The sequence below is a fragment of the Bacteroides caecimuris genome (assembly GCF_001688725.2).
GTDB lineage: Bacteria > Bacteroidota > Bacteroidia > Bacteroidales > Bacteroidaceae > Bacteroides > Bacteroides caecimuris.
Map to the genome: position 1 here is coordinate 1,347,006 of NZ_CP015401.2, position 21,214 is coordinate 1,368,219.

Consider the following 21,214-nt stretch of genomic DNA (forward strand, 5'->3'; position numbering starts at 1 on the left):
TACGTGGTTTACCGAATGCTTACTTGTCATCAGCTAATCACTCCACTTCTATTTGAAGCAAGATGTAGAAGATAGCACGTTACAAATCCATTACCTATTGCCATAAAATGGATTTATAAATCTCTGAAAGATAGAGATATACTACTAAGCAAAAGCATCGTTACTAAATCGTTACCTATTTCCGGCGCATGGCTCGACCTTTCGGACTATTCAAAGCCCCCCTTTCCCTATTTAAAAGTGTTATAGGAGAGACCATACCTTTAAATTTTGATGAACTCATTCACTTTAGTGATCTCCTTTACCATTAGCAGCTTCCCTTCAGGCATACAGAGATAATGATATCCAAAAGGAATTATGTATGTAGCAGATATTTTACCTGACGTATGGTTCTCGTCTTTTATTAATTTCAACTTTTCAAGAGCCAGCAACAATATACTTTCTGTGCAGACGGGATTGCCTTTGCAATCATATAAAATATTATCATGGTCTTTGGTGCAAGCAAAGCTAATGCCTTCTTTGCTTATTTGCGCATCAAGATAAGCCTGGCCTTCATCATTCAGCTTGAACATTGTGAATTCACAATAACTTGTGACTTTTATCAAATCTGTCGGACTATAAAAATCGCATTTATGGCTTGCAAAATCATTAATTGCTAACAAAACAAGACCGTCTTCTCCATAGCTACTATCCGACATTCTTATCATTTGGCAAAACTTATCGAATAGTTTAACTATACAATATAACTTTTCATGCAAATTTGCTAACAATAGAATGTGACGATCTGTATTCGAGTTGTCAATAATCGACTCCAAAATATTCAAATTGGCATTAGTCATTCCATCGCCTTCGAAAAACGCTTCATCGAGTCTGTCAGGGTTGCCGTCACGCAAGATGCTTGCATATATTTTTGCAATAGGGTCATCCGTATATCCTTTAATCTTATCTGCGGCAAATTCGTATGCAATCTTCAAAAGGCCTATTTTATAGCTTTTTATATCGATAGCGAATTGCATCCTCACTTCAGGACGATCAATTTTTACAACTTGATAATCGGCGACAATTTGTACCTTCGTTTCATCAATATTATGTCTTTTCAGTATTTTAGTTCTGATTTTTGGTACAGTCTTTTCATCTTTGGCATCAACTTGTATCTTAAAAGATTTACCATCGTCTGAAACTTCCGGAGAAGTTGGTATAAACCTGACTGATATTTTACCGTCATCATCCTGCTCTACCCTTACTTTTTCTCCAGTCGACAGGCTTCCTTCGCCTATAAGAGGGTTAGGAATATGACCTTTATAGCCCTTAAGGCTTTTTTCATGACGAGCAGCCTTGATAAGCCAATGGTTTAGAAGCAACTTGTCAACATGGTCACCGAGTTTTGAATTACAATTCTTGCAAACATTATAAATATGATAATATCCACCAATGGCTTCTGGTATTACATGTTCATCTGATAATTCTTGGTTATCTCGATGGCAAATTATACAATATCCTTTCTTGCACATATCCTTTTCAATTTAATAGTTTCAAGGTACAACTATAAAAAACATGATTCGGGCAAAATCACGAATCGCATCATCGGCGGGTTGCTGATGCGTCATAACCGGGGAGGGCTGTATTGTCCAATTCTTTGGCGTATTTGTCCACGCTTGTCAGCAAGGAGAGCCAAATGCATTTATACACCAGAGCCTGTCTGCCTTCGATGATTACATTGAACGCCTCAAATTCGAGGAATGAATCCGGTTCTACGTAATTGGCATGATCTGTTCCTGTTCTATCCCAATGTGGCCAGAAGTCGTAGGAGATTAATTTCCCTGATTGAAAAGGCAAGTTTGGGGCATCGAAACAAGAGGTTCTGAAAATAGGCCAAAAGACATTGTCGGGCAATAACATCAGATTCTCGAAGGCAGCAGATGTTTTTTTATCCTCGTTTGTCTCTTTTTTGTAATATTTGCTGTGTAACATAAGCATTTAATGTGAGTCGTGGCAAAAGTAGGAATTTTAAGAGGAACGGCAAAAGAAAGATTTTTCTATTGTCCATGACTGCCTGTCGCATAGGGCTGGATTTTATGCGGGAAAATTGCAAATAAGGACAGGAAATGCTTGATGTGCTTTTGTTCGGTTGGGAGAATGCAGATTCAAATCGTGCATTTCATTGCCTGGTTTGAATCTGCAAAATGGAGTTTTATCAAAGTGCCGGGTCGGGTGCTTCTCCGTTATCGGAACCGCCTGTGTTTCCTCCGGTATTTCCGCTGTCATTTCCGCCCGTGGTGCAGGCGGCTGTGGCTTTCTGACCGAGCACTTCACGTTTGTAATGAACGATTTCCGCATTCACGTAGTCGATGAACGGCACGTAATCGGTTTCTCCCTCCACGAGCGCGAGGGCGTTCACCATTTTTACCAGCATACGGTAAGCATCGTCCGATGCCTTGCGTGAGGTTTTCAACGCGCCCACCGTGATGCCCGCTTTCTCGTCGGTGCGGCTTGCGGTGAGCGTGCGGACACGTTCGTTCGCCGCTTTCAGGTTGGTGACGAACGGGGTGAGCGAGAGGGTTTCCACTTCCGGCTTGTATTTTCCTTCCAGATCGGTGATGAGGTTCAGCAGGAGTCCCGTCTCGCGGTCGAGCTGCATTTTGGGGTCGATGGCGTAGTCCTTGATGTGCTGGTTGAGCACTTTGGCGGCTTGCGCAATGGCTTCGACGGGGAGGTTGAGGAAGCCTGCAACCGCTTTCTTGTAACCGCTGTAAAGGGCGTCGCGCTCGGCGTCCGCCTTGGCGATGTCGTCGGTCAGCAGGCTTTTCTGCGAGATTTTCAGGTCTTTGTCCTCCTGTGCCACGGCGGCTTTCAGTGCGGCTACTTGTGCGGCGGCTTTGGTTTTCACTTTCGAGTCGGCTTCGGCACGCGTCAGGATGTTGCTCACGTAGAGGAAGTGTGCGCCGTTGTTCATGCGCTCCAGACTGATGGTTGAGATTTCTTTCATGTTTCTCTCGATTTTTGATGATGAATATTGGCGGAAACGGCGTGCAGGGCACTGCCACGGATAAGGGAGGGACCGGATACGGCGTTTCCACGTTGTTTTCTCTCTGAAACAAGCTGGAGACGCTGCTTTTAGCATATTTCCGTATGGAAAGAAACAGGAAACAATGTTTCTGGCGTATTTCGGAAGCGAATATAGGTATAATCTTTTGATTCTTGACGTTTCCGGAGGGGAATTATGCAGGAGTGGGCGTTTTTTCTTTGGCGGAGGGGGGAATGGGGCTGGAAACGGGGTTTGCTGTCTGTTTTTTCTGTGGGCGAAGGGAAAAATGTATTATTATACACGTGGTTGTATCGGAAATTCGCTATTTTTGCAGGCGGATTGAGGAAATCAGTCCGAAGATATATTGCTCAATAGCTTCACAATCACCACTGCAAGTAAAAGAGGAACAACTAATATTGGGACTGCACCTATACAGGCGCAGGCATCCCATGTTTAGTTGTGGTTTGTGGTGAACCGTGAAGCGTATGGTGATTGTCTGCGCTTTTTTGTAACTAATAATGATGAAATATGAAAATGTAACTGTATGTATCTTTCAAATCAATAACTCCGGACTATTTCATTTCAGATAAATATAAAGTCAAAGTCAAGGTTATCAACAGTAAGGGAAAATCAATTTATAGGGAAATAGGTTTATTACCCTCCCTCTCCGCTTTTAAGCATTGAATATCAATGTGCTATAGAATAAGCATCCTAATTAAGGTTTCAGAAAATGACCTTATGGGATGCTTTTTTATTTTATGATATTTTTTTGTGATTTGATTCCCAATTTAGTGTATTAACAGAGAAAATTTGCAGACAAGAAAATTCTCTGTATCTTTGCCGACATGGCAAAAAAAGGCGAGTTACATATAAGAAATAAGCACAATGGGCAATACGATTTTCCGTTGTTGATAGAAAATTATCCTCCACTTAAGAGATTCGTATCACTTAATCCTCTGGGTGTACAAACTATAAATTTTTTTAATCCGCAAGCAGTAAAAGCTTTAAATAAAGCATTATTAATCAGTTATTATGGCATTCGTTATTGGGATATACCGAAACAATACTTGTGTCCACCCATTCCCGGAAGAGCAGATTATATTCATTATATTGCCGATCTTATTCAGCCGGATAGGGTAGCGAACGATTTGCAGACAGAGGAGGAAGATGCGAACGAACAGAAAACGAAATGCAGATGTCTGGATGTTGGGGTAGGTGCAAATTGTATTTATCCGATTATAGGACACACAGAATATGGATGGACATTTGTTGGTAGTGATATTGATCCGGTCTCGATTGAGAATGCACGGAAGATAGTGACTTGCAACCCGGTATTGGCACATAAGATTGACTTGCGGCTTCAAAAAGACAGTCAGAAGATTTTTGATGGAATTATCATGCCTGACGAGTATTTTGATGTTACGATCTGTAACCCTCCGTTTCATAGCTCGAAGGAAGAAGCGGAAGACGGAACCTTGCGCAAATTGAGTAGTCTGAAGGGGACGAAGGTGAAAAAAGTACAATTAAATTTTGGCGGGAGTGCGAATGAACTTTGGTGTGAGGGTGGAGAAATCCGTTTTATACTGAATATGATCTCTGAGAGCCAGAAATATCAGAAGAATTGTGGATGGTTCACCAGCTTGGTTTCAAAAGAAAAGAATCTCGAAAAGCTATGTGCTAAATTGAAGTCTGTGAATGTATCGGAGTATAAGATTATCAGAATGCAGCAGGGAACTAAAAGCAGCAGAATACTAGCCTGGAGATTTTCTAATAACTCATAACAATGAGTACTTATCGAACTGTTGTTTTTAAACCTATTAATATAATATTATGAAAACAAATATCAGAAACTAAGAATGGGATAAGAAGATAGCCAATGTTTCTTATTTTAATTTTGCGAAATTAAGATGCACCTTGCACTTTTTGTGGAAAATACATTATGAACTTTTTAATGAATGGATTTCGCTAAACAATTTTCGCATTTTCCGGTTTATCTATTTATAATTAACTATTAATAGAACAATGATACAGGTTAGGAGAAAGCGGGTTTACGAAGATTTTTTAGAAACAGATGACTATCGGGTACTGGCAGATAAATTATGGTCACGTCCCGTGTATAATCATGCCCGTATCCTTCGCGATTATCTGGAAATGCGTTTGAAAGAGTGAAATTAAAGTAATTTTTATCTGTTTACGCTTTCTGTCGTTCACTCAATTTCCTACCTTTCCTCTAAAAAGAAAAATCCCCCGCTCTTATATTCGTATGTAACTTACTTGTATCTAATTAATTATACTTATAGTTCGTAAATTTTCCCACAAAACGCCTAAGACGACAAGTATTTTGTCGTCTGAACTAGTAAAGTTTGTTACTTTCCTCTTCAGCCTAAAAGGACTACGCCGGTGTCCAATCCCTCTATGGATACAATAATTTTGTAAACGCGCTCATGTGGCAGCACAAAGGTAATTATGTTGTCGATAGAGGTATATCGGAAAGGTCTATCCGACCAATAACGATTCTAATGCTTGAATATCATTTTGCCATTCCGCCTGCTTTTCAAGCCGCTTGAGGTAAACATCTATAAAATCCTCGTCTTTTGTCAGCATGTGCCATACTGCGACCAATAACTTTCGGGCGATGGCTACTTGTATCTTCATCTTGTTCTTATGGCGTTGGGTGCATTGCACGTAGCTGAAGTTTGAGAAAAAGCAGTTTCGGGTTCTTGATGCGACCCAGGATATTTCAATCAATATCTGACGCAGGAATCGGTTCCCATGCGTCGTCCTGTTGCTTTTGACTTTATTGTTGCTTATATCATTGCGTGGTTTCAATCCACACCATCCCGCAAGGTTTGTTGCTTTTTCAAACGGTTTCATGTCAGCCCCGGTCTCCGCAATTATAGCCGAAGCGGCGCGTTCTTTAACACCGGGGATACTCTGTAGACGTTTGAATTGTTTCGGGAAGTGTTCCTGGCACATGGCAATGAGGGCATTCCTGCATTCTTCGATTTGTCGCTCGATTACCCCTATAAGCTCTGCGTATTGCTTTAACAAACAGATGTCTGCCTGGTGAAAGTCACCCGTTACGGCATCCTTTATGATGTTGCGTCCGTATTTCCGTAGAGTTTTTCCATGAATGAGTTTCACCAGCTCCTCAGGGTCTGTTATCCCGGTTATTATTGCACGGACGCACTTCTGATAGCTTTTTCCATTGACTCGGGAGACATAGTTACTTAACCGGAAGCCACATCGCTGTAAAGCAGCGTCCTGTTTATTGCTGTTATACGTCAGGTCTTCATTCAGGTCGAAGATGCGACGGTTATACTTGCGCATGTCCTGCACTGTCTTATCCGGCACAAAACTTCCACGAATCAGATTCTTCAACAAGCATTCCGCTATCCATTGGGCATCCTTCACATCACTCTTGCGACCGGGAAGCTGCTTTATAAAATAAGGATTTACCAATTTGAGAGACATGCTCTCGCACAAGGCATTCCACACAGGAACCCAATAGGTTGAAGTGCTTTCCATGGCTGCCTCTGTCACCCCATGAGAAACCATCTCGGAACACATAAGTTCTAAATCAGGAGTCAATGTACCATAAACTTTTACAAAAATAACGGCCTCTGTATTATCCATCACACAGAGATAAATTGTATCTTTGTGGACATCAAGGCCGGCCACGATTCTGTCTTTGTCCATATTTGAGATTTTTTAGTTACACTCCTTAAATATAGGACATTCGTAACAATTAAACGAAGTATGAAGCAGAGTTTCAGGGTTGGCCTCGGTTTTTATTGTGCCGGTGTAGAAAAAATCGATTTTTCTATATAATTTTGTAATCTAAATCAAAATCGTGTAATCATGAAGTATAAATTATTGGTTCTTGATGTAGACGGAACACTCCTTAATGATGCGAAAGAAATTAGTAAGCGTACATTAGCTGCCTTATTGAAGGTTCAGCAAATGGGAGTACGTATTGTGCTGGCATCCGGCAGACCTACTTATGGTCTGATGCCGCTTGCCAAGATGCTCGAACTTGGAAACTATGGAGGTTTTATCCTTTCCTATAATGGCTGTCAGATTATCAATGCACAAAACGGAGAAATTCTGTTTGAACGTCGGATTAATCCCGAAATGTTGCCGTATCTGGAAAAGAAAGCCCGTAAAAACGGTTTTGCCTTATTCACTTATCATGATGATACGATCATAACGGATTCTCCTGAAAATGAACATATCCAAAATGAAGCCCGGTTGAATAACCTGCAAATAATCAAAGAAGAAGAATTTTCTACTGCCGTTGATTTTGCTCCTTGTAAGTGTATGCTGGTGAGCGATGACGAAGAAGCATTGCTTGGTTTGGAAGATCACTGGAAGAGACGGCTGAACGGAGCGTTGGGCGTATTCCGTTCGGAGCCATATTTCCTGGAAGTAGTTCCTTGCGGCATTGACAAAGCCAATTCTTTGGGTGCTTTGCTGGAGGCGCTGGATGTGAAGCGTGAAGAAGTGATTGCTGTAGGCGATGGTGTGTGTGACGTAACAATGATTCAATTGGCGGGATTGGGCGTAGCTATGGGGCATTCACAAGACTCGGTGAAAGCTTGTGCCGACTATGTGACTGCTTCGAATGAAGAAGACGGAGTGGCTGTTGCGGTGGAGAAAGCTATTATAGCCGAAGTGCGTGCAGCCGAAATTCCCCTTGACCAACTGAATGCGCAGGCACGCCACGCATTAATGGGAAACTTGGGAATTCAATATACATACGCCGACGAAGACCGTGTGGAAGCAACGATGCCGGTAGACCATCGTACCCGTCAACCTTTTGGCATATTGCATGGTGGAGCTACTCTTGCGTTGGCGGAAACAGTTGCCGGGCTCGGTTCGATGATTCTTTGCCAGCCGGACGAGATTGTAGTAGGAATGCAAGTCAGCGGAAACCACATATCTTCTGCACATGAAGGAGATACTGTGCGTGCAGTAGGAACCGTTGTACATAAAGGACGTTCCTCCCATGTATGGAATGTAGACGTGTTTACTTCAACAAACAAACTGGTGTCTTCCATACGGGTAGTCAACAGTGTGATGAAAAAGAGATGATCGACGAAGAAATAAGTAACTTGACAACTATTGATGCATTTATTCAGCGGAAGCAGCCGTTTGCTGTTTACCGTATTCCCGGAGAGAAAGTTCCCCGTCTGTTGACGCAGGCGGAAGGAGCGGTCCGCTTGATATACGATTTGAAAGAACTGAACGGACAGAGAGGATTTGTAATCGCTCCGTTTCAGGTGAGTGAGTCATGTCCGGTTGTGTTGATCCAACCCGATCAGTGGGGGCAGCCTTTATCGGTGGATGATGATACGGAAGAAGACCGGAAGGTGGCATTGCGCCTGCAAGGACAAGAATCGTTTCTGACTTCTTCTACGGAAGAATATGCGGCATGCTTTCATACCTTTATAAATGCGTTACGTGACAGGACGTTTGATAAACTGGTGCTTTCCCGTCATCTTACAGTGGATAAAGTAGCGGATTTTTCTCCTTTGTCCATCTTTCGGGCAGCTTGTAAACGTTATATTCATTCGTATATATATTTATGTTATACTCCGCAGACGGGCATCTGGCTGGGAAGCACTCCCGAAATTATTTTATCAGGTGAGGAAGACGAATGGCATACGGTTGCGCTAGCCGGAACGCAGCCTTTGCAAGATGGCAGACTGCCGCAAGTATGGGATGAAAAGAACCGGAAAGAGCAAGATTATGTTGCTTCTTATATCCGTCGGCAGCTTCTTTCACTGGATATCCATGCTACGGAAAACGGACCATATCCTGCTTATGCCGGTGCTTTGTCACATTTAAAAACTGATTTCCGGTTTGCTTTGAAAGATAATAAAGGTTTGGGAGACCTTCTGAAAGTTTTGCATCCGACACCTGCCGTATGCGGCTTGCCGAAGGAAGAAGCCTATCAGTTTATTTTGCAGAATGAAGGCTACGACCGCCGCTATTACTCCGGTTTTATCGGATGGCTCGATCCGGAAGGGCGAACAGACATCTATGTAAACCTGCGCTGTATGCATATCGAAGATAAGCAACTCACTCTTTATGCCGGCGGTGGATTATTGGCCTCTTCGGAACTGAATGACGAATGGCTGGAAACGGAGAAAAAGTTGCAAACCATCAAACGGCTGATTGCAGTGCCTCCTTTAAAATCATAAACTACTAATAATTATCATCATGTATACAGACAAGAAGAACATACTCCAGTTGGTTGCGTTGCTCGAGGCGCATGGGATTACTAAGGTTGTGTTGTGTCCGGGTAGTCGTAATACGCCCATAGTACATACTTTGTCTAACCATCCGAATTTTACCTGCTATCCGGTGACGGATGAACGGAGTGCCGGCTATTTCGCTATCGGTCTTGCGTTGAATGGTGGTAAGCCTGCTGCTGTCTGTTGCACTTCCGGTACTGCATTATTAAACCTTCACCCGGCTGTGGCAGAAGCATTTTATCAAAATGTTCCTCTGGTCATTATTTCCGCGGATCGTCCCGCTGCCTGGATCGGGCAGATGGATGGACAGACAGTACCACAACCAGGCGTATTTCAGACATTGGTTAAGAAGTCGGTAAACCTTCCGGAGATTCATACGGAAGAAGATGAATGGTATTGCAATCGTCTGGTGAATGAGGCTTTGCTGGAAACGAACCATCATGGAAAAGGACCGGTACATATCAATGTCCCTATTTCTGAACCGTTGTTCCAGTTTACGGTCGATTCACTTCCTGAAGTGCGTGTCATTACCCGTTATCAGGGGTTGAACGTCTACGATCGTGATTATAACGATTTGGTCGACCGGATGAGTAAATACCAGAAGCGTATGATTATCATCGGTCAGATGAATCTTATCTATCTGTTTGAAAAAAGATATATCAAGTTATTATATAAACATTTTGCTTGGTTGACGGAACATATCGGCAACCAGACAGTTCCCGGTATTCCGGTAAAGAACTTTGATGCGGCGCTTTATGCCATGCCCGAAGAGAAGGTTGCCCAGATGGTGCCGGAGTTGTTGATTACTTATGGAGGACATGTCGTTTCCAAACGATTGAAGAAATTTCTCCGTCAGCATCCGCCTAAAGAGCATTGGCACGTATCGCCGGATGGTGAGGTGGTCGATTTGTACGGCTCATTGACTACAGTGATCGAAATGGACCCGTTCGAGTTTCTGGAGAAGATAGCCAGTTTGCTGGACAATCGGACTCCCGAATATCCCCGTGTGTGGGAAAACTATTGTAAGACCATCCCCGAACCGGAATTTGCCTATTCGGAAATGTCTGCCGTCGGCGCATTATTGAAATCCTTACCGGAGTCATGTGCGTTGCATCTGGCAAACAGTTCGGTGGTGCGTTATGCGCAATTATACTCCATTCCTTCTACGATTGAAGTTTGTTGCAACCGGGGGACAAACGGTATTGAAGGCTCGCTATCTACGGCTGTCGGTTATGCGGCAGCTTCCGACAAACTGAACTTTATAGCTATCGGAGATTTGAGCTTTTTCTATGATATGAATGCATTGTGGAATGTCAATGTTCGCTCCAATCTGCGTATTCTTCTGTTAAATAATGGAGGAGGAGAGATTTTCCATACCTTGCCGGGATTGGATATGTCGGGTACCTCACATAAATTTATTGCGGCAGTCCATAAAACATCCGCCAAAGGTTGGGCAGAGGAACGTGGATTCCTCTATCTGCAAGCACAAAATGACGAAGAACTGGCTGAAGCGATGAAAACTTTCACTCAACTGGAAGTTATGGAGCAGCCTGTGCTCTTGGAGGTGTTTACCAACAAAAACAAGGATGCGCGCATGTTGAAGAATTATTATCATCAATTAAAACAAAAATAGATTATGTCAACACAAAGAGAGTGGACAACCATCAGAGAATACGACGATATTCTTTTTGATTATTATAATGGAATTGCCCGTATCACGATCAACCGTGAGCGCTATCGGAATGCGTTTACTCCGACAACTACTGCTGAAATGAGTGACGCATTGCGCATCTGCCGTGAAGAAGCGGATATTGATGTGATTGTAATTACCGGAGCCGGTGATAAGGCATTCTGTTCCGGTGGCGACCAGAATGTGAAAGGACGTGGCGGATATATCGGAAAAGACGGTGTGCCTCGTCTTAGCGTATTGGATGTGCAAAAGCAGATTCGCAGCATTCCGAAACCGGTGATTGCTGCCGTGAACGGTTTTGCCATTGGTGGAGGACATGTGCTTCATGTGGTATGTGATTTGTCCATTGCGTCGGAAAATGCTATTTTCGGTCAGACGGGTCCTCGTGTAGGTAGCTTTGATGCCGGGTTCGGTGCGTCTTATCTGGCACGTGTAGTGGGGCAGAAGAAAGCGCGCGAAATCTGGTTCCTCTGCCGGAAGTATAATGCACAAGAAGCATTGGACATGGGATTAGTGAATAAAGTAGTTCCCTTGGAGCAGTTGGAGGATGAATATGTGCAGTGGGCGGAAGAAATGATGCAGCTTAGTCCGTTGGCTTTACGCATGATTAAAGCAGGATTGAATGCCGAACTGGACGGTCAGGCAGGTATTCAGGAATTGGCTGGCGATGCAACGTTGCTCTATTACCTGACTGATGAAGCACAGGAAGGCAAGAATGCGTTCTTGGAGAAACGTAAACCGAACTTCAAACAATATCCGAAATTTCCCTAAGATCGGTTTTGCTACAGAGTACCACAGAGAGTACCACAGAGTTTGCTTTTCCTGCGTTTAAGCCCGATTTTCTGCAAAGCAAGACTGTGTGGAGGAGAGAACGGTAAGAGAACTGCAAGAGATATAACTTATTAAAACTTCGTGAGGCTCTGTGTTATTCTGTGGTGAATTGAAAAATTATTCACGATGAATTGTAAAATAGAAATCATTCCCCGATTGCTCCATTTCAAGCAACCTGCCGGGACTTCTAGGGGAACATATACTACGCGTAAAGTTTGGTATCTTCATTTTACCTCTCCCGACTTCCCCGGCAGAGTGGGAATAGGAGAGTGTGCACCTTTGCCCGCTTTAAGTTGTGACGATCTTCCTGATTACGAAGATATATTAGTGAAAGTCTGCCGGAAAGTAGAGAGGGAACAAGGCAGATTGGATATGGATGGCTTGTGTGATTATCCTTCAATTTTATTTGGTCTAGAAACGGCTATCCGGCATTTCTTTGCAGGAAACTGGGCTTTATGTGATACAGCTTTCTCGCGTGGAGAAGTTGGCATTCCGATTAACGGTCTTATCTGGATGGGAGATTTTCAGAACATGTTATCCCAGATTGAGAAAAAGATGGAAGCCGGATTTCGTTGTATCAAGTTAAAGATAGGCGCCATCCATTTCGAAGAAGAACTGACATTGTTGCGCCATATTCGGACACATTTCTCTTCTAAAGAAATAGAGTTGCGTGTAGATGCAAATGGTGCCTTTTCGCCAGCGGAGGCAATGGAAAAACTGAAGCGTTTGTCAGAGCTTGATTTACATTCCATCGAACAGCCGATCCGTGCCGGACAATGGGAGGAAATGGCCCGTCTTGTTTCCGACTCTCCATTACCGATCGCTTTGGATGAAGAATTGATAGGATACAATACATTGGAAAGAAGACAGGAACTGCTTTCAACCATCCGTCCGCAATATATCGTTATTAAACCTTCTCTTCACGGAGGAATCTGCGGAGGAGACGAATGGATTACCGAAGCTGAAAAACAACATATCGGCTGGTGGATAACTTCCGCTTTGGAATCAAACATTGGGCTGAATGCCATTGCCCAGTGGTGTGCAACATTCAGCAATCCGTTGCCACAAGGACTGGGAACAGGATTGCTCTTTACGGACAACGTGGAAGTTCCTCTTGAAATAAGAAAAGATTGTTTGTGGTTTTGTAAATGATAGTATTTAAAGGATATTCCGATGATATTTGATCGAAAACAACAGCGCTTGCTACTGGAAGGAAAAGAATATTCTTTGGAAGATATAAGGCGATTGATAGCGGGAGGAGCAGAGGCTCATTCTCCTGCTAGTTGGGATTTATATCTTTTCCTGAATGAATGGTTTAACGATTCTCCTGTCATTACTGTTCATACATCAGGCTCTACGGGTACACCTAAAGAACTGATCGTCCGTAAAGACCAAATGATGCAAAGTGCGCGTCTGACTTGCGAATTTTTGAATTTGGAGAAAGGTCAGTCAGCGTTATTATGTATGAATCTTCGTTATATCGGTGCGATGATGGTGGTCGTGCGTTCGTTGGTTGCAGGCTTGAATTTGATTGTACGTCCTGCTTCCGGTCATCCTTTAGCGGATATAGAAGAGCCTTTGAGATTTGTGGCAATGGTTCCCCTGCAAGTGTATAATACGTTGCAAGCTCCCGAAGAGAAAGAACGACTGAAGCAGACTGATATTTTGATTATAGGAGGCGGAGCGATTGATGAGGCTTTAGAGGCGGAGATCAAAACTCTTCCGACTGCCGCCTATTCTACTTATGGTATGACTGAAACTTTATCTCATATTGCTCTTCGTCGCCTGAACGGACCATCGGCTTCGTCGCATTATCATCCGTTTTCTTCGGTAAAACTATCTTTATCCGTAGAAGATACATTGGTTATTGATGCTCCTCTTGTCTGCGACCAGATTTTGCGGACCAATGATATTGCACGTATTTATTCCGATGGAAGCTTTATGATTCTGGGTAGGGAAGACAATGTGATAAATAGTGGGGGAATTAAAATTCAGGCGGAGGAGATGGAAAAACTGCTTCGTCCTTTTATTTCTGTTCCATTTGTTATCACTTCAGTTCCTGACCAGCGTTTAGGACAGGCTGTAACTTTATTATTGGAAGGTGAGCGGGACACTGAAAAGATCGGAAATAAGCTGCACGAACTATTGGAACCTTATTATCGTCCCAAGTACATATTGACGACAGATTGTATTCCGCAAGCAGGGAACGGTAAAGTGAATCGTGCGGAATGCCGTATTCTAGCCAAACAAATATTGACGACGTTTTACCCTCACATGTTCAAATCATTAAGCTAACGTAAGTTCGATATAACTTTGTCCGCATGTTTTCCCCCTTCCCGAAGGAGGAGAACTGGAATAGTACAAGCTTATATCGAACTGACATTAAGCTATAATCAAATAGGCTAACGGTAGTGTGCTTTTGCAGAATAAGCAAACTTAATCATAAGAGTCCATAGAGTTGTTTCTCATCATCCACCACAGCCATCATCCCTTCTACTTGTGCCAGAGCCAGCATACGTCCATGGAAAGAATAACCGGGATTGTAGCCTTTATCCTCATCTCCGAGCATCATCCGTCCATGATCTACGCGCATGGGAAGTCCCGGATTCTCCTTCTCGAAAATACGGATGAGATCAATCAGGTGTCCTCTTCCTGATAGATGAGAACTTTCAATGAAGTTTCCACCCGGCATGGCCTCTGTACTGCGTAGATGAACGAAATGGGTTCTTCCTGCAAACTTCTTCGCCAATTCACGAGTATCATTATGTGCGCCTGCACTAAGAGAACCAGCACAGAAAGTCAGCCCATTATGCGGATTGTCTACGGCATTCAGGAACCATTCAATATCACTTTCATTCGTGACGATGCGTGGTAAACCTAGAACTTGGAATGGCGGGTCATCGGGATGTACACACATATTGACGCCATATTCTTCGCATACAGGCATGATTGCAGACAAGAAATAACGCATATTTTCTCGTAAAGCATCCCGGTCTATGTCTTTATATAAACCTAACAGACGTTTGAATATAGCAACTGGGTTTTTATCTCCTTCTTTGATATTACCGTTCACAAATCCTTGTGTCTTGACGATAATGGTGTCAATCAAATCGTCCTTTTCGGTCTCTGTAATCACTTTGTCCAGTTCGGCAACTTTATGCAGTTCTTCTTCTGTATAGTCTTTTTCAGCTCCTTCACGTTCCAGTATTTTGATGTCGAAGTAAGCGAAACGAATACGGTCGTAGTAAAGCGAACTGGTACCATCCGGCCAAGGGTAGTGTAAATCCGTACGTATCCAGTCGATTACCGGCATGAAGTTGTAACAGACTGTTTTCACTCCGCATTTACCCAGGTTGGCAAGGCTTACTTTATAATTTTCAATCAACTGTTCACGTTCCGTACCTGCATACTTGATTGCCTCACAAACCGGAAGGCTTTCCACGACCGACCAGCGCAACCCATACGATTCAATATACGATTTTAAATCGTTGATGGCTTCTACTGTCCAAATCTCTCCGTTCGGTACCTCGTGTAATGCAGTGACGATTCCTTCAACACCTATCTGACGGAGCATTGGCAAGGTGATTTTATCTTTCTTGCCGAACCATCTCCATGTTTTTTCCATCATAACGTTTGAATAAATTAAAAGATTAAATATTAAACGCCGCTGAATGCGCTGAAACCACCGTCGATAGGCAGCATCGCTCCGGTTATGAAACTGGCGGCTTCACTACACAGAAATTGCACCGCACCATTCAATTCTTTAATGTCACCAAAACGTTTCATCGGAGTTTTAGCCAATACTTTCTTGCTTCTATCCGTCAGTGAGCCGTCCGGATTGATAAGTACGCGGCGGTTTTGGTCGCCGATGAAGAAGCCCGGAGCAATGGCATTAACACGAATACCGTCACCATATTTCAGTGCCATTTCGCTGGCAAGCCATTGAGTGAAGTTGGCTACGGCAGTTTTGGCAGCCGAATATCCCGGTACACGGGTGATAGCGCTGTATGCGGCCATTGATGATACATTAATGATGCATCCTTTGCCTTGTTTAGCCATAACCTTGCCAAATATCATGGATGGATAAACTGTTCCGTTCATATTCAGATTGGTGACTTTCTCCCAGCAGGAGATATCCATGTCATAAAAATGTTGTTCCGGTTCAAGAGTGGCTCCCGGCATATTGCCACCGGCAATATTCAGCAGAATATCAATCCGTCCCCATTTGGCTACGATTTCTTCGGCTACTTTTTCCAAGCTAGAGATGTCAAGGACATTGCCGATGATACCGATTACATCGTCACCATATTGTTTGAGTTCAGCTACACGGTTGTCCAGTTGCTCCTGACGAATGTCAATAGCTACTACTTTTGCTCCCTGCTGTACAAAGTGTTGGGCGATATTTCCACCCAGTACACCACCTGCTCCGGTAATAACAGCGACTTTACTGGCAATACTAAATAATTCGTTCATGGTTCTATCAAATGTTTTTATGAATGGATGCAAAAATAGCGGGTTTTTACACACACTATGATGCGTATCTTTGCAAGATATTTACCTATCTTTGCAAAAGTAGTTTAGAAAGGAGAATTTATGAAGAAGATAATGAACGAGAAGTTGGCTATTACGACTTCCAATCCCGTCCGTGCCCGTTTTTATGAATATCCGCGTTTCACTTACCCGTGGCATTTCCACAGTGAGTATGAAATTATCTATGTGGAGAAAGGAGAGGGGGATTGTCTCGTAGGCGACAGCATTATTCCTTATTTGGAAGGAGATTTGATTCTTTTCGGTTCTGAACTGCCTCATAGCATGCAGAGTCCGCCGGATAGCGGGGAAGAAGCTGATGACGGAGAAAAAACCGAACTGAAAGTAAAAGGCGTGAATATCCAGTTCGAGAAAGACTTCATGCATTATTCCATCTCTCAATATTCCCAGTTTATTCCCATCTGGAATCTGTTGGAAGATGCTTGCAGGGGAATTAAATTCACCGTTTCCCGTTCGGGAAAAGTCATCAAGCTATTAAAACAGATACCTTCTGCCAAAGGAGCAGAACAAATCATCCTGTTACTTTCACTTCTGCAAATAATGGCTACCAATGATAACAGGAAATATCTGACTACTTCTCATTATATCCCGTCCCCTTCCATTATGCGTAACGAAAGAATGGAAAAGGTGATTGCCTATCTTAACAAACATTATATCGAGTCTGTCGGTCTGGATGAGATTGCTTCTTATACAGCCATGAATCCTACCGCCTTCTGCCGTTATTTCAAGGAAAACACAGGAAAGACATTCAAAGAATATGTACTTGATATGCGTATCGGGTATGCCTGTAAACTGTTGAATAGTAGTGTGATGAATATATCACAAATCAGTGCGACGTGCGGATTTGAATCTCCTGTGCATTTCAACCGTATCTTTAAACGGGTGACGGGGATGACACCTACTATTTATAGGGAGCAGATGGAATAATCTCTCCGGTGAATAATTTGTTTGAGTATAATTTCCTTCTTGTTCGTATCTAATAGGAAAGAAGAATAAACATGAACGTAAATAGAATGAAGAAAAGAATTTTGCTTTTATTGCTGGTGATACCGGCATTGTTGAAAGCGCAGGATGTAATGACAGGAACCCGCCAGGAGCTGACCTCTCCCGACGGAGCATATCGTTTTACCTTCTATCAGCGTGCGGTGGGAGAGGATAATGTGCAAATGTATTACACCTTGACTTACAAGAACCGTCCGGTAATTGAAGAAAGTAAATTGGGTGTCTTGATTGAAAATCAGTTGTTCGAGTCGGCACTGGGTATTCCGAATGACACTTGTCATTTCTGGTGTGAGAATCTGAAGTTGACGGGAACAGAGCGACGGAAAGCGGATGAAACATGGAAACCTGTATATGGGGAACGTGCCGAGATTCGTGACTGTTATAATGAGATGACCCTGAAATTCAAGAAAGGCGAAGGAGACGGAGCACAGGAAGGTGGCTATGATAAGCGCAAGAATTATTTTATGAATATCATAGTGCGTGCCTATGATGAAGGAGTCGCTTTCCGTTATCATTTTCCGGAAACAACCAACGGACTTTTCCTGCATATCATAGGCGAGCAAACCAGTTTCACAATGCCTCAAGGAACAATGGCTTATTATGAGCGTTGGGCACAAGGGCCTTATGCACTTCGTCCGTTGGAAGGATGGGGAAAAGAGGAGAGTGAACGTCCGTTGACCTTGAAACTGCCTGATGGATTATCAGTAGCCTTATTGGAAGCGGAAATGGTGGATTATGTCCGTGGCAAATTCCGTTTGTCGGCAGAGAAACCTTCCACTTTGGAGACAAGCCTGTATAGCAGTGTCGATATTATTTCTTCTTACAGCACTCCGTGGCGTGTCATCATGGTCGGCGAACGTCCGGTCGATTTGATTAACAACAATGATATTGTCTTGAATCTGAATCCGGCTTGCAAACTGGCTGATACTTCTTGGATTAAACCGGGGAAAGTATTCCGTTCGGGCGACCTGAAACAGGATAGGGTGAAAGCGGCCATTGACTTCGCGGCAGAGCGTGGCATCCGGTATGTGCACATGGATGCAGGCTGGTACGGGCCGGAAATGAAAGTGAGTTCGGATGCCACTACTGTTTCTCCGGATAAAGACCTTGATATACCTGCTTTGTGCCAGTATGCCGAATCGAAGGGAATCGGACTTATGGTATACGTCAATCAGCGTGCATTGGTGCAGCAATTGGATACTTTATTACCTTTATATAAGAAGTGGGGATTGAAAGGTATCAAGTTCGGTTTTGTGCAGATTGGTAATCAGCGATGGAGCACCTGGCTGCATGATGCAGTCCGTAAATGTGGAGAATACGGCCTGATGGTAGATATTCATGATGAGTATCGTCCGACAGGTTTCAGCCGTACCTATCCCAACCTGATGACACAGGAAGGTATCCGTGGAAACGAAGAGATGCCGGATGCTACACATAACACGGTTCTTCCGTATACACGTTTCCTGGCAGGCGCTGCGGATTATACACTGTGTTATTTTAATGGCAGAGTGAAGAATACGAAAGCGCATCAGTTGGCAATGGCAGCAGTGTATTACAGTCCATTGCAGTTTATGTTCTGGTATGACCGACCGGAATTTTATAAAGGAGAAGAAGAACTGGAGTTTTGGAAAGCCATTCCGAGCGTATGGGATGATAGCCGCGCGCTTGACGGAGAAATTGGAGAATACATCGTTCAGGCCCGTTGCTCAGGAAATGACTGGTTTGTAGGAGCGATGACCAATACAGAAGCCCGTACTATCGTATTGACTACGGATTTCCTGGAACCGGGAAAGAAATATCTGCTTCATCTCTATGAAGATGACGACAAATTGAACACACGGACGAAAGTACGCAGTACTCATAAGAAAATAAAGGCAGGCGACAAACTTACTCTGAAGCTAAAAGCAAGTGGCGGAGCTGCGTTGCATTTTACTCCGCTGAAGTAGGCAGGTATATGTTTCTTTTTAGGCACGGATAACGCTGATTACACTGCTCCATATTATATAAAACAATGATAAATGAATTAAACATGAGCCTACTTCGATTTTTGGTGTTTGGAATAATGTCTGTTATTCTATTGCCCTGCAATATGGCAGCGGAATGGCAGTGGTCTGTGAAAATGCCAGGTATTGTTTCCAACGAGACGAATGACCATCCGCAGGCTTTTTTATGGATACCGTCTGATTGTATCCAGGTAAAAGGGGTTATGATAGGTACTCATAATATGACGGAAGAAACTCTGTTTGAGAACGCCTTGTTTCGGGAGAGAATGTCTGAAATAGGTCTGGCACTGATATGGATAACTCCGGGGTGGGATCAGAAATGGGACATAACTGCCGGAAGCCAGAAGGCATTTGAACAAATGCTGGATGACTTTGCTTCTGTCAGCGGATATAACGAATTGAAATATGCTCCGATTGTTCCGTTCGGACATTCGGCAATGGCTACCTACCCGTGGAACTTCGCCGCCTGGAATCCCGACCGCACATTAGCCATTATCTCTTTGCATGGAGATGCGCCACGCACTAACCTTACCGGATATGGTCGTGACAATATGGAGTGGGGGAAACGTACGATTGACGGCATCCCTGGATTGATGATTGAAGGCGAATACGAATGGTGGGAAGACCGTGTAAATCCGGCTTTGGCATTCCGTATGATGTACCCTGGAAGTTGCGTCTCTTTCCTTTGCGACACAGGGCGCGGGCATTTCGATATAGCCGACCGCACCGTCGGTTATATTGCGTTGTTCTTAAAGAAAGCACTGGAATATCGTATGCCCGCAACGTATGATTTGAATAAGCCTGTGGAATTGAAGAAGCTGAATCCGCAGAATGGCTGGCTTGCCGAAAGGTGGCATCCGAATCAGAAGAAACGTGCAAAGGCTGCTCCTTATAAAGAATATAAAGGAGACTCGCACGATGCATTCTGGTACTTCGATAAGGAAATGGCTGAAATGACGGAAGAACGCTATCGCCGGGAAAGAGGGAAGAAACCACAATACTTGGGTTTTGTACAAAAGGGACAATTACTCACATACAATCCCAAATCCCATGTGAAAGTTGCCGCCCGCTTCCTGCCGGAAAAAGACGGATTGACTTTTCATCTGAAAGCCGTATATACGGACAGCTTGCATACTGCAATTTCTGACGAACATTCGCTCACTTCTCCTGAAATAACCCGCATCTGTGGCCCGGTTCAGAAAGTGAACGACACAACCTTTACTGTCCGTTTCTACCGTATGGGAATGTACAATCAGCGTCGTACGGGAGATATTTGCCTTCTAGCCGGTAATGACGGTGACAAGCACTATAAAAGCACAGCTCAGGAACTTAGTTTCCGGATTCCCTATCGCAATACGGAAGGTAAACGCCAGCATATTCTTTTTCCGGGTCTTGACGATGTGAAGAAAGGCACGGAAACTATCTCTTTACATGCAACTTCCGATTGCGGGCTACCCGTATATTACTATGTAAAAGAAGGGCCGGCAGAAATAGAGGGAAACAAGTTGGTATTTACTCGAATTCCCCCACGCAGTAAGTTCCCGTTGAAAGTGACTGTGGTGGTATGGCAATATGGCTTTGCTGGGAAAGTGCAGACTGCCGAACCGGTAGAACGGAGTTTTTTCATTTATCCATGAAATGGTATATTGGGATTTACAGTCGAAATAGAAGATTTTAAGAACGAATTGCACGAATTATGCGGTTTTATAATTATAATTGCATCAAACAACAGCGTAGTTCGTGTAATTGGTGTTTAATACGAAGTTAATAGATAATGAACATGAAGGGAAGATTATTAATCGTAATTTTTATAAGTATCTGTTTTATTGCAGGTTCCTGCAATGTATCATCCGTACAA

At 43.4% G+C, this 21,214-nt stretch carries 17 protein-coding genes; 11 read left to right on the forward strand and 6 right to left on the reverse strand.

The window, feature by feature from the left end; all coding sequences use genetic code 11:
* Positions 1-260 precede the first annotated feature (260 nt).
* From A4V03_RS05685 to A4V03_RS05695, 3 genes are all read right to left on the reverse strand, one after another.
* Entirely contained in the window at positions 261-1,508 is a 1,248-nt protein-coding gene (locus A4V03_RS05685) for an HNH endonuclease (RefSeq protein WP_065538245.1), read from the reverse strand.
* Positions 1,509-1,578: 70 nt separating this feature from the next.
* Complete coding sequence (locus tag A4V03_RS05690) at positions 1,579-1,968, reverse strand: hypothetical protein (protein WP_065538246.1); 390 nt, start codon at positions 1,966-1,968, stop codon at positions 1,579-1,581.
* Positions 1,969-2,191: 223 nt separating this feature from the next.
* Positions 2,192-2,983 (reverse strand): DUF6261 family protein, encoded by a 792-nt coding sequence (locus tag A4V03_RS05695; protein ID WP_065540307.1) that lies wholly within the window; start codon positions 2,981-2,983, stop codon positions 2,192-2,194.
* 884 nt (positions 2,984-3,867) lie between these two features.
* Here A4V03_RS05695 and rlmF point away from each other — a divergent pair.
* Both rlmF and A4V03_RS20975 read left to right on the forward strand, forming a co-directional pair.
* Positions 3,868-4,803 (forward strand): 23S rRNA (adenine(1618)-N(6))-methyltransferase RlmF, encoded by a 936-nt coding sequence (gene rlmF / locus A4V03_RS05705; protein WP_065538248.1) that lies wholly within the window; start codon positions 3,868-3,870, stop codon positions 4,801-4,803.
* Between the two features lie 241 nt (positions 4,804-5,044).
* The gene (locus A4V03_RS20975) at positions 5,045-5,191 is read left to right on the forward strand and encodes a DUF488 family protein (RefSeq protein WP_167371337.1); all 147 of its coding nucleotides are present in this window, start codon (positions 5,045-5,047) and stop codon (positions 5,189-5,191) included.
* Positions 5,192-5,518: 327 nt separating this feature from the next.
* Here A4V03_RS20975 and A4V03_RS05710 read toward each other — a convergent pair whose 3' ends face one another.
* Positions 5,519-6,721, reverse strand: a complete 1,203-nt coding sequence (locus A4V03_RS05710) for an IS110 family RNA-guided transposase (RefSeq protein WP_065538249.1) — start codon at positions 6,719-6,721, stop codon at positions 5,519-5,521.
* Positions 6,722-6,883: 162 nt separating this feature from the next.
* Between A4V03_RS05710 and A4V03_RS05715 the strand changes: the two genes are divergently transcribed.
* From A4V03_RS05715 to A4V03_RS05740, 6 genes are all read left to right on the forward strand, one after another.
* The gene (locus A4V03_RS05715) at positions 6,884-8,116 is read left to right on the forward strand and encodes a Cof-type HAD-IIB family hydrolase (protein WP_065538250.1); all 1,233 of its coding nucleotides are present in this window, start codon (positions 6,884-6,886) and stop codon (positions 8,114-8,116) included.
* The gene (locus A4V03_RS05720; RefSeq protein ID WP_065538251.1) at positions 8,113-9,228 is read left to right on the forward strand and encodes an isochorismate synthase; all 1,116 of its coding nucleotides are present in this window, start codon (positions 8,113-8,115) and stop codon (positions 9,226-9,228) included. Before A4V03_RS05715 ends, A4V03_RS05720 begins: the two co-directional genes overlap by 4 nt.
* Before the next feature lie 19 nt (positions 9,229-9,247).
* Complete coding sequence (gene menD, locus A4V03_RS05725; RefSeq protein WP_065538252.1) at positions 9,248-10,915, forward strand: 2-succinyl-5-enolpyruvyl-6-hydroxy-3-cyclohexene-1-carboxylic-acid synthase; 1,668 nt, start codon at positions 9,248-9,250, stop codon at positions 10,913-10,915.
* Between the two features lie 3 nt (positions 10,916-10,918).
* Positions 10,919-11,743, forward strand: coding sequence for a 1,4-dihydroxy-2-naphthoyl-CoA synthase (gene menB, locus A4V03_RS05730; RefSeq protein ID WP_024986206.1), 825 nt, complete (start codon positions 10,919-10,921; stop codon positions 11,741-11,743).
* Positions 11,744-11,929: 186 nt separating this feature from the next.
* Entirely contained in the window at positions 11,930-12,955 is a 1,026-nt protein-coding gene (locus tag A4V03_RS05735) for an o-succinylbenzoate synthase (protein WP_065538253.1), read from the forward strand.
* Positions 12,956-12,976: 21 nt separating this feature from the next.
* Positions 12,977-14,098 carry an AMP-binding protein gene (locus tag A4V03_RS05740; protein WP_065538254.1) on the forward strand — a complete coding sequence of 374 codons (1,122 nt, stop codon included), beginning with the start codon at positions 12,977-12,979 and terminating at the stop codon, positions 14,096-14,098.
* A gap of 145 nt (positions 14,099-14,243) precedes the next feature.
* Here A4V03_RS05740 and uxuA read toward each other — a convergent pair whose 3' ends face one another.
* Both uxuA and A4V03_RS05750 read right to left on the reverse strand, forming a co-directional pair.
* On the reverse strand, positions 14,244-15,431 hold the full coding sequence (gene uxuA, locus A4V03_RS05745) for a mannonate dehydratase (RefSeq protein WP_089280747.1): 1,188 nt from the start codon (positions 15,429-15,431) through the stop codon (positions 14,244-14,246).
* 29 nt (positions 15,432-15,460) lie between these two features.
* Complete coding sequence (locus A4V03_RS05750) at positions 15,461-16,276, reverse strand: SDR family oxidoreductase (RefSeq protein ID WP_065538255.1); 816 nt, start codon at positions 16,274-16,276, stop codon at positions 15,461-15,463.
* A 120-nt stretch (positions 16,277-16,396) separates the two neighbouring features.
* Here A4V03_RS05750 and A4V03_RS05755 point away from each other — a divergent pair, with 120 nt between their 5' ends.
* The 3 genes from A4V03_RS05755 (at position 16,397) to A4V03_RS05765 (ending at position 20,993) form a co-directional block, all read left to right on the forward strand.
* Positions 16,397-17,278, forward strand: a complete 882-nt coding sequence (locus A4V03_RS05755; protein ID WP_065538256.1) for an AraC family transcriptional regulator — start codon at positions 16,397-16,399, stop codon at positions 17,276-17,278.
* Between the two features lie 71 nt (positions 17,279-17,349).
* The gene (locus A4V03_RS05760) at positions 17,350-19,299 is read left to right on the forward strand and encodes a glycoside hydrolase family 97 protein (RefSeq protein ID WP_065538257.1); all 1,950 of its coding nucleotides are present in this window, start codon (positions 17,350-17,352) and stop codon (positions 19,297-19,299) included.
* 83 nt (positions 19,300-19,382) lie between these two features.
* Positions 19,383-20,993 (forward strand): hypothetical protein, encoded by a 1,611-nt coding sequence (locus A4V03_RS05765; protein ID WP_065540309.1) that lies wholly within the window; start codon positions 19,383-19,385, stop codon positions 20,991-20,993.
* The last annotated feature ends 221 nt before the right edge of the window (positions 20,994-21,214 follow it).